We start from the raw sequence: 14,548 nt of genomic DNA on the forward strand, positions 1-14,548 counted from the left end.
AGCGACAGGGTGAGGCTAAACGCCCCTTCTTTTAGCTCGGGCGCGTCCAGAAGCTCTCACCCGGTCCCGGCCACTGGGCCCCCAGCGCCTCGGCCACCGTGGCGCCCACATCGGCAAAGGTGGCGCGCTCGCCCAGGTTCACGCCGGCCCAGCCCGCGCGGTGCATCAGCAGCAGGCCGTGTTCGCGGGTGTGGTCGCTGCCGTGCCACGTGGGGTCGTTGCCGTGGTCGCTGATGATGATCAGGGCGCCGTCTTCGGGTGTGGCGGCGATCAGGCGGGGCAGCGCGGCGTCAAACTCGGCCAGGCAGGCGCTGTAGCCGGCCGGATCGCGGCGGTGGCCGTACTTGCTGTCAAAGTCCACGAGGTTCGTGAAAATCAGCCCCGAGGTGCCTTCACTGGCCGCCTGCTGCATTCGGGCCAGCGTCTTGGCGACGCCGTCGGCGTTGCTGTCGGTGTGAATTTCCTCGGTAAAGCCCTGGTGGGCGTAGATATCGGGAATCTTACCAATCCCGATCACGGCCTGCCCGGTGGCCTTCACCGCGTCCAGCACGGTGGGCGGCGGCACCAGGCTGTAATCCTTGCGGTGTTCGTTCGCGCGCTCAAAGGGAAACTCGCCCCGGAAGGGCCGGGCAATCACGCGCGCCACGGCGTATTCGCCCTGCAGGATCTCGCGGGCGGCCTGGCACCACGCGTACAGGGTCTCCAGCGGCACCACGTCCTCGTGGGCGGCAATCTGAAACACCGAGTCGGCGCTGGTGTACACAATCGGGGCGCCGGTTTTCAGGTGCTCGGGGCCAAAGTCGCGGATCACGTCGGTGCCGCTGTAGGGCTTGTTGCACAGGTGGCCCTTGCCGGTGGCGGCGTCAAAGCGGTCCATCACGGCGGGCGGAAAGCCGTCCGGGAACACCTGGAAGGGGTGCTGCAGCTGCACACCCATGAATTCCCAGTGGCCGGTGCTGGTGTCCTTGCCGGGGCTGACCTCGCGCATGCGGCCGTAGGCACCCTGGGCGGGCCCGGCGGGCACCGTCTGGGGGCTGGTCTGTACGGTGGGCACCTGCGCCAGCCCCAGCGCCGCCAGGTGGGGCAGCGCGGCGGGGGCGGCCTGCAGGGTGTGGTTCAGGGTATGGGCTCCGGCGTCGCCAAACCGCGCGGCGTCGGGCAGCTCGCCCACGCCCACGGAATCCAGCACGATGATCGTCAGCAGCATGTGTTCAGTGTAGGCCAGATGGGCCCCCCCGCCCCGTCCCATCTGGCCCTCACGGGCGGCGCCGGAGGCCCGTGCTACGCTGCCAGACGTGACCGCGCCCCTGTCCCACCCGCCCGCCGCGCCGGCGCCCGGCGCCCGCGAGGCCCGGCCGGTGCTGCACGCCGAGGGCCTGAGCAAGACGTATGGGCGCCGCGCGGTGGTGCGCGGCGTGAACCTGGAGGTGCGCCCCGGCGAGATCGTGGCGCTGTTCGGCCCCAACGGCGCCGGCAAGACCACCACCTTCTACATGCTGGTGGGCTTTATTCGCCCCGGCGGCGGGCGCATTGGCCTGGGCGAGCGCGACGTGACCCGCCTGCCCATGCACGAGCGCGCCCGGCTGGGCCTGGGTTACCTGCCGCAGGAACCCAGCGCCTTTCGCAAGTTGACCGCCCGCGACAACCTGCTGGCGATCCTGGAATACCAGGGCCTGCCCAGAAGCGAGCAGGAGGCCCGCGCCGACGCCCTGCTGGCCGAATTTGGCCTCTCGCATCTGGCAGGTAGCTTCGCCTACCAGCTTTCGGGGGGCGAGCGCCGCCGCCTGGAACTGGCGCGGGCCCTGACCACCGACCCCGATTACCTGCTGCTGGACGAGCCCTTTACCGGCGTGGACCCCAAGAGCATCCGCGAGATTCAGCGCCTGATTCGCGAATTGCGTGACCGCCGGGGGCTGGGCGTGTTTATCACCGACCACAACGTGCGCGAGACCATTGCCCTGACCGACCGCGTGTACCTGATGTACGACGGCGAAGTGAAATTTGAAGGCACGCCCGCGCAGTTTGCCCAGGACGAGGACGCCCGGCGCCACTACCTGGGCGACGATTTCGAGCTGTGATCCAGGGAGGGTGAGGCGCGGTGCTGTGGCTGTTTTTGCCCTTCGTGGTGATTCTTTCCGGTGTGGTGGCCTACGCCGCCGACACCATTGCCAAAAAGGCCGGGCGCAAACACCTGCGCTGGTTTGGGCTGCGGCCCAAGCAGACCGCCCTGATTGTGGCGGTGCTCTCCGGCATGGCGATCAGCGCCGCCAGCCTCGCCGCCTTCTTGCTGCTCAACCGCTCGGCGGTGAACACCATTGCCCAGGCCGATCAGCTGCGCCCCCAACTGGAGGAGCTGCGCCGCGAAATCACCGTGGCCCAGGCCCAGATTCGCGCGGCCCAGCAGGACCGTGACCGCGCCCAGCAGGAAGCCCAGCGCCTGCGCACCCAGCAGCAGGCCGCCGAGACGCGCCTGGAGGCCGCCCGGCGCGACCTGAACGCGGCGCGCGCCGCCGAAGCCACCCTGAAAACCCAGGCCGCCGGGCTGCAGGGCCGCGTGCAGACCCTGACCCAGACCCGCCAGACCCTCGAAGCCCGCGCCGCCCAGAGCCGCGCGCAGCTGGCCCAGTCGGACGCCGCCCTGAAGGCCAGCCGCAGCCGCGCCCAGACCCTGGATGCCCAGGTGGTGGACCTGAACGCCCGCGTGGCCCTGGCCCAGCTGGAGGTGCGCCGTGCCCAGGACCGTGCCCAGGCCGCGCAAGAGGCCGCCGAAACCGCCCAGGTGCGCGCCGCGCAGGCCCAGACCAGTGCCCGCCAGGCGCAGGCCCAGGCCCAGACGCAGACCCGCGCGGCCCAGGCCCAGGCCCGCACGGCGCAGACGCAGGCCCAGGCCGCCCAGGCCCAGGTGCGCGCGGCCCAGGTGCAGATGGCCCAGGTGCAGGCTGCCCGCGACGCTGCCCGTGACGCACTGGCCCAGGCCAAGACCGAACTGGCCCGCGCCCAGGCCCAGCAGCGGCAGGCCCAGGCGCAGCGCCAGCAGGCCCAGGCCGAGGTGACCCGCCTGAGCGCCGAACGCACCCGCCTGAGCACCGAGCGCGATCAGGCCGCCCGCGAGCGCGATCAGGTCCGCGACGATTTGGGGCGCCTGCAGCAGCAGCAGGCGCAGCTGAAAAGCAGCAATGAAGCCCTGGCGCGCGATCTGGCCCAGGCCAAAGCCACGCTGGGCCGTCTGCAGGACGAGTATTCCAGCAGCCGCGCCGAGCTGAGCGCCACCCGCAACAGCGACCTCGCCTACCCCAAAAATGAGCTGGTGTACGCCGCCGTGGTGCCCAGCGTGCGCAACCTGGACACCTTCTTGCAGGACGCCGGGCGCAGTGCCCAGGCCCGCGGCGCCCGCGGCACCCCGGCCGTGCGCCTGAGCGCCGCCGCCCGCAGCGCCCTAGAAACCAAGCTGCGCGGCCTGAACGTGAGCACCTTCGTGCAGTGCCGCGCCGCCCAGAACGCGGCCACGGGCCTGCCTGTGGAACTCACCTGCGACGCGCGGCCCAACACCGTCTTGTTCCGGGGCAACCAGATCATCCGCCGCGCCAGCGTGTCGCTGGGCGGCAATGCCAAGGCGCTGCAGGAACAGATCAGCGACCTTGTCAAGGACACCGTGCTGGACGTGACTTCGCGCGGGGTGCCCAGCGAGTACGTGCAGGGCCTGGACGTGACCGAGTTCGCGGACCTGCTGACCCGCCTGGGCAACCGCACCGGGGGCACGGCGGTGGTGGGCATTGCCGCGCGCAGCGATGTGAAGCCCGGCAGCCGTGTGGACCTGTATCCGGTTCTGCCCTGAAGGGCGGGGAGTAGGAAGTAGGTTGTGGGAAGTGGGGAAGACGGCTGGGGGTGGCGCTTCCCGAGCAGAGCAGACGGCAAGACACGTTTTCGTCAATGGTTGGATTCGTTTGGGCAGTTGGCGGTAAGCGGCCTGACAAACCTGCTGTCTTTCCCCTCCCCCTCGTGGGGGACTCGCAGAGGGGGGAAGCGAGTGGGGCGTCCCAGACGAGGTTTCTCCATCGCCTGCTTGCCTCTCCTAAAAACGGTCCGACCTCTTGCTGATCAATGGTTCGGACAGTTTCAGCATTCCACACAGGACAGTCTGATAAACACGCTGTTTTTCTCCTCCCCCCTCGTGGGGGAGGTCGGGAGGGGGGGCAGCGAGTTAAGCGTCCCAGACGACCTTTCTTCCATACACCACTCGCCACGCTTGAACACTGTCCGCACCATTGGCTGATCCGAAATCTGACAAATTCTGGAGCATGTTCTGGAAGGTTTTCAACCGGACGGCCTCGCAGAGCGGCGCAGCAGAGAAGGAAAAAGGTGCGAGTTTCTGGCAATCGGGCTGGGATGGCGCCGGGGAACACCCAGCTCTTTCCCGACTGTTCCGCACATGAACGGCAGCCCGTCTCAAGCGCGGCGCGGCACCCCCAGCCTTGGCTGCACGCTGAACCGGTCCTCGCAGCCTGGGTCCTTGCCGTCTTCCCCTCAAGTTCCCGTCAGGCTGGGCCGCTATCCTGCCGCTATGCGCCGTTTGGCCCTGCTGACCCCCCTGCTGGCCCTGTCCCTGAGTTCGGCCCTGGCTGCCCCCGTGCGCGTGGAGTTCTGGCATGCCATGGGCGGCGTGCAGGGCGTGGTGGCCGGCTACGCCCGCGAGTTCAATGCCGCCCAGGACGCCTACGAGGTGGTGCCGCAGGTGCAGGGCAACTACCGCGAGCTGCTGCCCAAACTGCAGGCCGCCCTGAAGGCGGGCAAGGCCCCGGCCCTGGTGCAATTGGAATTCACCCAGTTCCCGGCCCTGGCGGCGGGCGGGCAACTGGCCGACCTGTCGCGCGCCGCCGACACCTTGCCCGACGCCCTGGTGGGCGACCTGTATCCGGCGGCCTGGAAGTCTGGGCAGCTGAATGGGCGCACCTACGGGCTGCCCTGGAACCTCAGCGTGCCGGTGCTGATGTACAACGCGGGCACCCTGGGGCGCGCCGGGCTGACCGCGCCCGACACCTGGGCGCAGCTGGAAGCCCAGAGCCGCGCGCTGGCCACCGGGGGCCGCCGCCCGCTGGTGGCCGCCGCCGACGCCTGGACCTTTGAGGCGAACGTGCTGTCGCGCGGTGGGCAGCTGGTGGCGGGTACGGCCCCGCGCCTGAACAGCCCCGACGCCGTGGAGGCCCTGACCCAGCTGGCGCGCATGAGCGCCGCCGGGCAGGCCCAGCCGCGCACCCTGAACGAAGCCACCCGCGCCGCCTTCGACTTTGCGCGGGGGCAGAACGTCTTTGTGCTGGCCAGCGTGGCGAACTGGATTGACGCGCGCAAGCTGCCGTTTTTCAACCTGGGTATTGCCCCCTTTCCCTGCGAGAAACCCGGTGAATGCACGGTGCCCCTGGGCGGCGCGACCCTGGCCGTGCCCGCAGGCACCCCCGCCGCTGAACAGGCCGGCGCCCTGGCCTTCTGGCAGTTCCTGATGCAGCCTGCGCGGCTGGCCCACTGGGTGCAGGCCACCGCCTACGTGCCGCCCCGGCGCGCGGCCGGGCCCCTGCTGGACGACTGGTACCGCAAGAACCCGCAGCTGCGCGCCGCGCATGCCCAGATTGGCCGCGCCGTGCCGCGCCCCAACCTGCCCGAGTACGCCGCCTGGACCGCCCTGCTGGAAGAGGCGATCCTGAAAGCCACCACCGGCAAGCTGAGCGCCAAGGCGGCCCTGGACGAGGCCCAGAAGCGCGCCGAGCGGTAGGGGAGAGGCCCTGAACGGGGGGCTGCCAGCTGTCGCCGCTAGAGGGGACAGCTTTTTCTCCGACCTCTGCCCTCACTCTCCCAGACGCTATGCTCGGGGGGTGCTGCTCGCCTACGCCCTGCTGACCCTGCTTGCCACGGCGGCCCTGGTGCTGTTTCTGCTGCGCCCGGGGCTGGCCCGCGCCGGGGTGGTCTGGGGCCTGGGTGCGCTGCTGCCGCTGCTGGCCGCGTTGGTCGTGGCCCTGAGCCACGGCGGCTGACCGGGCCCCACCTGTGCCCCCTCGCGGTGCCAATGCGTGCAGAACCGCTGGGGCCCCAGGGCCGCACTAAGCCAGTTCGCGCATGATGGTGCGGGGCAGCGTGTCGTTTGCTGGGGGCATGCCAGCTGCGCTGTATCCACCCCTGGCCCTCCGGGTCACCACCCCCAGGCTCGCGCTGCAGGGGGCCACCGACGACCTGCTGGCCGAACTGCTGCCCACCGTCCGGGCCGGGGTGGTCACGTCCCCCGAGCCGTTCGACGACCCCATGTCCCTGTACGAACCCAATCCGCGCCGCGAGCGCCTGTGGCTGCAGGCCATCTGGCGGGGGCGCGGCACGGTGCGGCCGGATGCCTGGCGCCTGTATTTCGCCGTGCTCTGGCAAGGCCGGCCGGTGGGCATGCAGGACCTGATCGGGGTGAACTTTGACACCTGCCGCACCGTGACTTCCTTTTCCTGGCTGGCGCCAGATGTCCGGGGCCAGGGGCTGGGCCGCGAAATGCGCGCGGCGATTTTGCATCTGGCCTTTGCTGGCTTTGGGGCCGCCGAAGCGGCCAGCGACGCGCTGTTCGACAACGCGGCTTCCAACCGGATCTCGGCGGCCCTGGGCTATCAACCCAACGGCACCGACTGGGCCACCCGGCGCGGTCAGCCGGTGCTGGTCCAGCGCTGGCGCCTGCAGCGAGAGGCCTGGGCGCGGACCCGCCGGGACGATATTCAGCTGGCCGGGGTCGAGGCGTGTCGGCCCGTGCTGTTCATTGAGGCGCCGGAAAGCGCTTAAGGGCCTCGCCCCTCCCCCAGGCCAACGGTTCAGAACAGCACCGAAACGTTTCCATTCTCGGTGCAAGCCCCTTTCTTCGCTTCTCGCTCTGCGGCGCAGCTGTTCCCGCCCGCTCGGTTGATCTCAAGATCTACAGCGAGCGACTTGGGTGCAGGTCCGGCGGCGCCTACTCGCCCAGATACCGCCGCAGGTCGTCGAGGTTGTGGCTGGTGCCAATCACCACCAGCTTGTCGTGGGGGCGCAGTTCGTCCTCGGCGCGCGGGGTTACCTCAATCTTGCCCGCGCGGCTGATGGCGATCACCTGCACGCCAAAGCGCCCGGTGAGGTTCAGGTCGCGCAGGGTGCCCTTCAGGCGCTCGTTGGCCTCGATTTCCACGATGGCGTAGTCGCCGCCTAGGTCCAGCGTGTCCACAATGTTCGGGGTGGCGATCTGGCGGGCCAGCCGCACGCCCATGTCGTGTTCCGGGCGAATCACGAGGTCGGCGCCCAGGCGTTCCAGCACCCGGCGGGCCATCTCGTCAATCGCCTTGCACACCACGTAGGGCGCGCCCAGGCTCTTGGCGTTCATGGTGGCCAGAATGTTGGCCTGCACGTCGGTGCCGATGGCCACCACCACCACGTCAAAGTCGCCCACGCCCAGGGTGCGCAGGGCGCGCTCATCGCTGGCGTCCACCACGGCGGCGTGGGTCACGAGGTTCATCACGCGCTCCACGTTTTCTTCGTGCTGGTCAATGGCCACCACTTCGTGGCCCATTTCGTAGAGGGTGGTGGCCACGGCGGTGCCGAAGCGGCCCAGCCCGATCACAAGACATTGTTTGCTTTTCATTGGTCACAGGTCCTTTCTGGCGTGCAGGAAAGCGGCGGGGTCAGCCGATCAGAATGTCCTTGTCCGCCGGGTAGCGCACCGGCACCGCCGAACGCGGGCGGCCGAAGGCCACAGCGAAGGTCAGCGGGCCAATGCGGCCCAGGAACATCAGCGCAATCAGCACCACATGCTGGGCCGGGTTCAGCAGCGGCGTGGTGTTCATGCTCAGGCCCACGGTGCCGAAGGCGCTGACCGCCTCGAAAAACAGGTTGATAAAGCTGACGTCGTCGCGGGTGTTCAGGCTCAGCAGCGCAATCAGCATCGCGTTGACCAGCCCAATGCTCAGCAGGCCCACCGTCATGGCCCGCAGGATGGTGTCGGTGTCAATGCGGCGCTCGAACAGGGTGGTGTCGCGCCGCCCGCGCACCATGCTCCAGGCCGAGGCCATCATCACATAAAAGGTACTGGTCTTGATGCCGCCGCCCGTGGAGCCGGGGTTGGCCCCAATAAACATCAGAATGATGGTGATAAAGAGCGTGGTCAGGCCCATCGCGCCGTAATCGAGGGTGTTAAAGCCCGCCGTGCGCGTGGTCACGCTCTGGAAGAACGAGGCCAGCACCCTCTCACCCAGCCCTAGGGGCCCCAGCGTCTTGGGGTTGTTCCATTCCAGCACCAGATAGGCCACCGTGCCAATCAGCAGCAGCGCGGCCATCATGGTGAGCACCAGTTTGCTGTGGACCATCAGGCGGTTGCGCCGGGGGTTCAGCAGGTGCGCCACCACATTCAGCTGCACCAGAAAGCCCGTGCCCCCCAGGATGATCAGCAGCGCAATCACCACACTGACCAGCGGGTCGCCCACGAAGCCCATCAGGTTGTCGCTGTACAGCGCAAAGCCCGCGTTGTTAAAGGCGCTGACCGAGTGAAACAGCGAGTAGAACAGCCCCCGCCCCCAGCCTTCCAGCGGCACGAAGCGGAAGGCCAGCAGCGCGGCCCCGACCAGCTCAATGACAAAGGTGTACAGAAAAATCGCCCGGATCAGGCCCAGCACGCCCCCGGTGTTCAGGGCGCTCACCTGCTGCGCCAGCCGCAGACGCTCGGTGAAGTTCACGCGGCGCCGCGAGATCAGCGCAAAGGCCGTGCCGAAGGTGATGATCCCCAGACCGCCCACCTGAATGAGCAGCATGATCAGCACCTGCCCCAGGCGGTTGAAATCCTTGCTGGGGTCAATGACGTTCAGGCCGGTCACGCACAGGGCGCTGGTGGCGGTAAACAGCGCCTGCAGAAAGTTCACGCTGCGCCGCGTGCCGTCCGGGTTCAGGCCGTGGGTGACCGGCAGGCTGAGCAGCGTACCCCCCACCAGAATGGCCACCGCAAAGGACAGCGCGATCAGCTGCGGCGGGCTGAGCTGCGACAGCGGCGAGAGGCGGCGGCGGGCGCGGCCAGCACTCAGGTCGCGGGGGGGGCGGGGCGGGCGCGTCATAGAACGGCCCGGATTGTACGCCGCCAGGGCCCGGGGGCGGCAGCCCCCCTGGGGCGGGGGCTCTATACTGTTCTGCTATGCCGCGCCCCGCCCGCCCTGACCGCCACGCCCAGCCCCGGCGCAAAGCCCGCCCCCGGGGCGACCACCGCGCCCGCCAGCCCGCCCACGAATACGAACTCGAAGCCCTGCGCGGCCTGGAGCATGTCGCCGCTGGCGAACTGGCGACAGTGCCGCTGGCCCGCGACGTGCGCGGCCTGCGCTTCTGGTTTCCCGGCGACCCCGCGCGCCTGACCCGCCTGAAGTCGGCGGTGGCGGTCTACCGCGTGCGCACCTGGGACGTGCCGCGCCCGCGCGGCCTGCTGGGCCACCAGCAACTGGGCGAACTGACCGACTTTCTGCTGGGCGCCGTGCAGGTGGGCGCGCACCGCTCGTTCCGGCTGGCGGCGGCAGGCAAGGAATCAGCCGTGATGCAGCGCCTCGCCGAAGAACTGCAGACCCACCTGAACCTGCCCCACGACCCCGAAGCCGGCGAATTACTGATCCGCCTGCGCCCCGAGGAAGGGGGAGGCGGCTGGGACGTGCTGGCCCGCATCACGCCAAAGCCCCTGAGCGCCCGCGCGTGGCGGGTGTGCAACATGGCGGGCGGCCTGAACGCCACCATTGCCTACGCCGCCCACAAACTGGCCGGGCAGCGCGAACAGGACCGCATCTTTAACCCTATGAGCGGCAGCGGGACTTTGCTGATCGAGCGCGACCTGATGGGCCCCAGCGCCGCGCTGGTGGGCGTGGACCTGAACCCGGAAGCCGTGAAGTGCGCCCGCGCCAACGTCCAGGCCGCCGGGCGCGACATTGAGGTGGCGGTGCGCGACGCCCTGCACACGGACCTGCCTGCCCGCTCCTTTGACCTGATCATGGCCGACCTGCCCTGGGGCGACGCCATCAGCACCCACCATAGCAACGAGGTGCTGTACCCGGCCTTCTTGCAGGAAATGCACCGCCTGACCAGCCAGCGCGGGCGCCTGTGCGTGATCACCCACGAAATCCGTCTCTTCGAGCGCGTGCTCTCGGCCCAGCAGAAGTGGAATGCCCACGAACTGTTCCAGGTCGCCAGCGGCGGGCACCATCCGAAGGGGTATTTGTTGAGTAAGGGGTAGTGGGGAGTGGGTTGTGGGAAAAGAAGGGGGCAGGGCGCGGGAGGCGGTGCGCGGGGCTTGACAAGCGCCTGAGTTCCGAATCAGGTTGTTCCACTCCCCATCTGCCACACTGCCCCGCATGACCACACCATTTCGCTGGGGGATTCTGGGGGCGGCGCGCATTGCGCGGGCGCTGATTCCGGCCATTCGGGACGCGGGGGGCGAGGTCACGGCGCTGGGGGTGCGTGATCCGCACAGCGAGCGGGCGCGTGCCTTCGCCCAGGAATGGGAGGTGCCGCTGGTGGGGGACTACGCGGCAGTCCTGGCCTCGGACGTGGATGCGGTGTACAACCCGCTCCCGGGCGACCTGCATCACCCCTGGACCCTGGCGGCCCTGCAGGCGGGCAAGCACGCCCTGACTGAAAAGCCGATGACCCTGAACGCCGCCCAGGCCCAGGACTTGGCCGACGCCGCGGCCCATTCAGGGCGGGTGCTGCTGGAAGCCTTTGCCTACCGCTTTCAGCCCCATGTGGCCCGCCTGCGCCAGATCGTGGCCGAGGACCTGGGCGAGATCCGGGCGGTGCGCGCGGCCTTTGGCTTTCACATGGACAACCCGCACGATTTCCGCTGGCACGCGGCGCAGGGCGGCGGCGCGCTGTACGACGTGGGCACCTACCCGGTGAACCTCACCCGATTGCTGCTGGGCGAACCCCTCTCGGCCCAGGCGGCGGCCCGCTGGACAGAAGGCGGCCCGGCGGCGGGCGTGGACGTGGCCCTCAGCGGCGTGCTGACCTACCCCAGCGCGCTGGTCAGCCTGGACTGCGCCTTTGACTGGACGGACCCCAGCACCCAGGCCGTGACCGTGGTGGGCACGCGCGGCACCCTGCACATGGAGGGCGTGTTCCACAGCCACACCCAGGGCCCCCAGACCCTGCGCCTGACCGTGGGCGAGCAGGTGCGCGAGGAAGTGTTCGGGGCCAGCAACGGTTACGCCCATATGGTGCGCCACTTTATGGCGCTGGCCGCCGGGCAGACCCCGGCCCTCTACCCGCCGGCCGACGCGGTGGCCCAGGCGCGGGTGCTCGACGCCCTGTATGCCTCGGCGCGCAGCGGGCGCGTGCAGCCGCTGGCCTAGAATGCCCCCCATGACCGATCCACTGCAGGGCTGGCAGCCCGCCCCCGCCGGGCACAAACACGTGGTCAGCATCAGCCTGGGCAACAGCACCCGCAACGCCCGCGAAACCGTGACGGTGCTGGGCCAGCCCTTCGTGATCGAGCGCCTTGGCACCGACGGCGACGCGGCAAAAATGGCGGCCCTGTTCCGCGCCCTGGACGGCCGGGTGGACGCCTTTGGGCTGGGCGGCGCGGACCTGTACGTGATTGCGGGCGGCAAAAAGTACGTGTTTGCCAACGTGCGCAAACTGGTGGCGAATGCCCGCCAGACCCCCGTGCTGGACGGCAGCGGCCTGAAAAACACCCTGGAGCGCGACGCGATTGCCCAGCTGGACGGCCTGCTGCAGTGGCGCACCCAGAAGGTGCTGATGGTCTCGGCAGTGGACCGCTTCGGCATGGCCGAGGCCCTTTCGGAGCACGGGGCGGACGTGGTGTACGGCGACATCGTCTTCGGCCTGAACCTGGACCGGCCCCTGCGGTCTATCGGTTCGCTGCGCCGGGTGGCGGGGCTGGTGCTGCCGGTGATCACCAAGCTGCCCCAGGACTGGTTTTACCCCACAGGCGCCAAGCAGGAGCAGAGCGTGGAAGGCAAGGGCACCAGGTACTACGCCTGGGCCGACGTGATTGCGGGCGACACCCATTACGCCAAGCGCTACGCGCCGCAGAACCTGCAGGGCAAGACCATCCTCACCCAGACCATCACGGCCGCCGACCGTGAGTGGATGAAGGCGCGGGGCGTGCGCCGCCTGATCACCACCACCCCGCGCATGGGCCAGCGGAACTTTGCCACCAACGTGCTGGAGGCGATGTTCGTGGCCCTCAGCGGCGGGCGCGAGGCCCTCAGCGGCCCGCAATATCTGGACTACATCCGGCAGGTGGGCTTCAAGCCGGAAATCAACGACCTGGACTGAGCTGGAGGCTGGCGCCAACCTTGGTTTAAGCCGGGCAGAGCGAGGGGGGCGCCCTGGGCACCCCTTCACCTCAGCGCAGGCTCTCCAGGGCAGTGCCCAGCACCTTGGCGGCCCTGGGGCAGTCGTTGTGCCGCTGTCAGCACGCGGCGCAGGGGGCAGGATATGGGCGTCGTGTGGAACGTGGTTGGGGCCAGGGCGTGAACCTTTAGCCCGAAAGGACCGCTGCCCACTCGGGAACCTGCGAACTGACGCGCAACAGTTGCAGCAGGGAGGTGCCGGGGCGACTGTGCCACAGGTCAGCCCCCTGGGCTTTCGGGCTGCGGGCCAAGCGGCGCAGGGCGTCGTGCAGCAGGTAGGCCAGCAGGCGCAGTGGGGCGCCGCTGTCCAGCACGCCCGGCGCTTCGTCGTCGTAGCCGCGCCGCAGGTCCGGGGCGGCCAGCGGGCCGCCGTACGTCAGGTCCAGCACCGGGTCGCCCCAGCCGGCGTCGCCCCAGTCAATCAGGGCCGTCAGGGCGCCGCCCCCGGTCACCATCAGGTTGCCGGGATGCAGGTCGTTGTGCAGAAACACTGGGCGGGCCAGTGGCGGATGGTCGGCCAGCAGGCGCGCCGTGAGGGCGGCGGCCCACTCGGCATCGTCGGTCCCCAATCGGGCCGTCTCTGTCACCTGCGCCTGAACACGCGCCACGTCGGGCGGGTGAATGGCTTCCAGGCGGCCCAGCGGATCGGGCACGGTGCGCACCGCCGCGTGCAGCCGGGCCAGTTCGCGCCCCGCTTCCTGCCACGCGCGGCGCAGGCGGGGGTCGCCGGGGCGCCAGCCCAGGGTGTCCAGACTGCGGCCCGGGGCCAGGGCGTACAGCGTCACCGGGGCGGCCACGATGTCCCGGTCCTCGTCAAAGCGCAGCAGTTCGGGCGTGCGGATACCGGCCCGGAAGGCGGCGGGCGCGGCCACGCTCTCGGTCAGGGTGTCCTCGTCGTCGCCGGGCAGGGGCACGCGCAGCACGGCCGGCTGGCCCCGCCAGACTGTCTGGTACACCCGGTTCACGATCCCCGCGCTGGGCAGCCGGCGCAGCGGACCCTGCAGGCCGTATTTCTGAATGAAAGCCTGCTGTTCGGCAGCAGAAAGGTCCGGTAAGGCAGCCACCCCTGCATTCTTGGCGCCGGGCCCGATCCCCGCCATGCGCCAACTGGCCGAGCCGGCCCCGAAGCAGCCTGCCCCAAAGCAGTTGACCAATGATATAAATTTTCAATCTCAAGCAATGAATTGGAACTTTTTTACATCATTTGGCCGCTGACTTGTGGTTCAGTGGAGGCGTCAGGAGGACACTATGAATTCCGTTTTGCTGAGACTGACGCTGGTGCTCGGATTAACCGCTTGTGGCGCGCAGGTGCCGCAGCCTGTGGCGCAGGCGGGGAGCGCCCTGCAGCCGCAGGCGACCGCGCTGAACTTCAGCGGGTTCACCTGGACCGTGAAGGACGGCCAGGGCATGGGCCCGGGGCCGAACAACTGGTCAAGCCGCAACGTCTGGCTGGACCCCGCCGGCGACCTGCACCTCGCCATTCGCCGAGATGGCGGCGCGTGGACCAACGCCGAACTGAATACCAGTCGCCGCCTGGGCTACGGCACCTACGAGTGGCGGGTGATCGGCCGCGTGGACCAGCTGGACCAGAACGTGGTGCTGGGCCTGTTCCAGTACCCCACCCCGGACACCGTGCCCGCCGGGCAGGACCCGGACGGCCTCTTTGAGATTGATGTCGAACTGGCCCGCTGGGGGCAGGCCGGCGCGCTCCCGCTGAACTACACCACCTACCCCAGCCTGCGCGGCCAGCCCGCGACCTCGCGTGTGCTGCCGCTGCAGCTGCAGGGGACTTACACCACCCACCGCTACACCCGCCTGCGCGACCGGGTGATTCACGAAACCTTTGGCGGGCACACCACTGCGCTCTCCAACCGCATTGGCTGCAACGAATTCGTGTGGCCCGCCACCTACAACCCCAGCACCGGGCGCTGGACCAACCCCCGCATTGCCCAGATCGAGATGCCGGTGCACATGAACCTGTGGCTCTTCCGTGGCATGGCCCCCGTGAATGGCCAGGACACCGAAGTGGTTGTGCGCCGCTTCCAGTACACGCCCAGCGACGGCAGCGTGAACGCGGGCACCCCCCGCTGCTGAGCGCGGGGCTCAGCGTGGCGCCGGCTCGGACGGCCCCCCTCTGACCCGAGACGCGGCCCTGTCCAGCTTCACCC

At 69.3% G+C, this 14,548-nt stretch carries 13 protein-coding genes; 9 read left to right on the top strand and 4 right to left on the bottom strand.

Annotated elements, in window-relative coordinates:
* Positions 1 to 31: 31 nt before the first annotated feature.
* A complete protein-coding gene (locus K7W41_RS04850; RefSeq protein WP_224605261.1) occupies positions 32 to 1,207 on the bottom strand; it encodes a phosphopentomutase in 1,176 nt (391 codons plus the stop codon).
* Between the two features lie 88 nt (positions 1,208 to 1,295).
* On the opposite strand from K7W41_RS04850, the gene lptB reads away from it, so the two are divergent.
* The 5 genes from lptB (at position 1,296) to K7W41_RS04875 (ending at position 6,801) form a co-directional block, all read left to right on the top strand.
* Positions 1,296 to 2,078: an LPS export ABC transporter ATP-binding protein gene (gene lptB / locus K7W41_RS04855; protein WP_224605262.1), complete on the top strand. Its 783-nt coding sequence runs from the start codon at positions 1,296 to 1,298 to the stop codon at positions 2,076 to 2,078.
* Between the two features lie 20 nt (positions 2,079 to 2,098).
* A complete protein-coding gene (locus K7W41_RS04860; RefSeq protein WP_224605263.1) occupies positions 2,099 to 3,835 on the top strand; it encodes a DUF3084 domain-containing protein in 1,737 nt (578 codons plus the stop codon).
* Between the two features lie 726 nt (positions 3,836 to 4,561).
* On the top strand, positions 4,562 to 5,764 hold the full coding sequence (locus K7W41_RS04865) for an ABC transporter substrate-binding protein (protein ID WP_224605264.1): 1,203 nt from the start codon (positions 4,562 to 4,564) through the stop codon (positions 5,762 to 5,764).
* A gap of 100 nt (positions 5,765 to 5,864) precedes the next feature.
* Positions 5,865 to 6,023 carry a hypothetical protein gene (locus K7W41_RS04870; protein WP_221089578.1) on the top strand — a complete coding sequence of 53 codons (159 nt, stop codon included), beginning with the start codon at positions 5,865 to 5,867 and terminating at the stop codon, positions 6,021 to 6,023.
* Positions 6,024 to 6,141: 118 nt separating this feature from the next.
* Entirely contained in the window at positions 6,142 to 6,801 is a 660-nt protein-coding gene (locus K7W41_RS04875; RefSeq protein ID WP_224605266.1) for a GNAT family N-acetyltransferase, read from the top strand.
* A 166-nt stretch (positions 6,802 to 6,967) separates the two neighbouring features.
* Here the strand turns inward: K7W41_RS04875 and K7W41_RS04880 are convergent, their stop codons facing one another.
* Together K7W41_RS04880 and K7W41_RS04885 are read right to left on the bottom strand one after the other, a co-directional pair.
* Entirely contained in the window at positions 6,968 to 7,627 is a 660-nt protein-coding gene (locus K7W41_RS04880) for a potassium channel family protein (RefSeq protein WP_224605269.1), read from the bottom strand.
* 40 nt (positions 7,628 to 7,667) lie between these two features.
* Positions 7,668 to 9,086, bottom strand: coding sequence for a TrkH family potassium uptake protein (locus K7W41_RS04885; RefSeq protein WP_224605271.1), 1,419 nt, complete (start codon positions 9,084 to 9,086; stop codon positions 7,668 to 7,670).
* 77 nt (positions 9,087 to 9,163) lie between these two features.
* Between K7W41_RS04885 and K7W41_RS04890 the strand changes: the two genes are divergently transcribed.
* The 3 genes from K7W41_RS04890 to K7W41_RS04900 all read left to right on the top strand — a co-directional run bounded on the left by K7W41_RS04890 (position 9,164) and on the right by K7W41_RS04900 (position 12,303).
* Entirely contained in the window at positions 9,164 to 10,240 is a 1,077-nt protein-coding gene (locus tag K7W41_RS04890) for a methyltransferase domain-containing protein (RefSeq protein WP_224605274.1), read from the top strand.
* Positions 10,241 to 10,358: 118 nt separating this feature from the next.
* Positions 10,359 to 11,354, top strand: coding sequence for a Gfo/Idh/MocA family protein (locus K7W41_RS04895; protein ID WP_224605276.1), 996 nt, complete (start codon positions 10,359 to 10,361; stop codon positions 11,352 to 11,354).
* Positions 11,355 to 11,364: 10 nt separating this feature from the next.
* Positions 11,365 to 12,303, top strand: coding sequence for a quinate 5-dehydrogenase (locus tag K7W41_RS04900; protein ID WP_224605277.1), 939 nt, complete (start codon positions 11,365 to 11,367; stop codon positions 12,301 to 12,303).
* Positions 12,304 to 12,508: 205 nt separating this feature from the next.
* On the opposite strand, the gene K7W41_RS04905 is transcribed toward K7W41_RS04900, so the two are convergent.
* Positions 12,509 to 13,444 carry a phosphotransferase family protein gene (locus K7W41_RS04905; RefSeq protein WP_224605278.1) on the bottom strand — a complete coding sequence of 312 codons (936 nt, stop codon included), beginning with the start codon at positions 13,442 to 13,444 and terminating at the stop codon, positions 12,509 to 12,511.
* A gap of 184 nt (positions 13,445 to 13,628) precedes the next feature.
* On the opposite strand from K7W41_RS04905, the gene K7W41_RS04910 reads away from it, so the two are divergent.
* Positions 13,629 to 14,474: a glycoside hydrolase family 16 protein gene (locus K7W41_RS04910; protein ID WP_224605279.1), complete on the top strand. Its 846-nt coding sequence runs from the start codon at positions 13,629 to 13,631 to the stop codon at positions 14,472 to 14,474.
* Positions 14,475 to 14,548 lie beyond the last annotated feature (74 nt).

Origin of the sequence: Deinococcus multiflagellatus, from assembly GCF_020166415.1 — a bacterium.
Taxonomy (GTDB): Bacteria; Deinococcota; Deinococci; order Deinococcales; family Deinococcaceae; genus Deinococcus; species Deinococcus multiflagellatus.

Excerpts from the sequence above, each read along its gene's own strand:
- K7W41_RS04850 (WP_224605261.1), bottom strand. The coding sequence starts at position 1,207 with ATGCTGCTGACGATCATCGTGCTGGATTCCGTGGGCGTGGGCGAGCTG.
- K7W41_RS04865 (WP_224605264.1), top strand. The coding sequence starts at position 4,562 with ATGCGCCGTTTGGCCCTGCTGACCCCCCTGCTGGCCCTGTCCCTGAGT.
- K7W41_RS04875 (WP_224605266.1), top strand. The coding sequence starts at position 6,142 with ATGCCAGCTGCGCTGTATCCACCCCTGGCCCTCCGGGTCACCACCCCC.
- K7W41_RS04880 (WP_224605269.1), bottom strand. The coding sequence starts at position 7,627 with ATGAAAAGCAAACAATGTCTTGTGATCGGGCTGGGCCGCTTCGGCACC.
- K7W41_RS04885 (WP_224605271.1), bottom strand. The coding sequence starts at position 9,086 with ATGACGCGCCCGCCCCGCCCCCCCCGCGACCTGAGTGCTGGCCGCGCC.
- K7W41_RS04890 (WP_224605274.1), top strand. The coding sequence starts at position 9,164 with ATGCCGCGCCCCGCCCGCCCTGACCGCCACGCCCAGCCCCGGCGCAAA.
- K7W41_RS04895 (WP_224605276.1), top strand. The coding sequence starts at position 10,359 with ATGACCACACCATTTCGCTGGGGGATTCTGGGGGCGGCGCGCATTGCG.
- K7W41_RS04900 (WP_224605277.1), top strand. The coding sequence starts at position 11,365 with ATGACCGATCCACTGCAGGGCTGGCAGCCCGCCCCCGCCGGGCACAAA.
- K7W41_RS04910 (WP_224605279.1), top strand. The coding sequence starts at position 13,629 with ATGAATTCCGTTTTGCTGAGACTGACGCTGGTGCTCGGATTAACCGCT.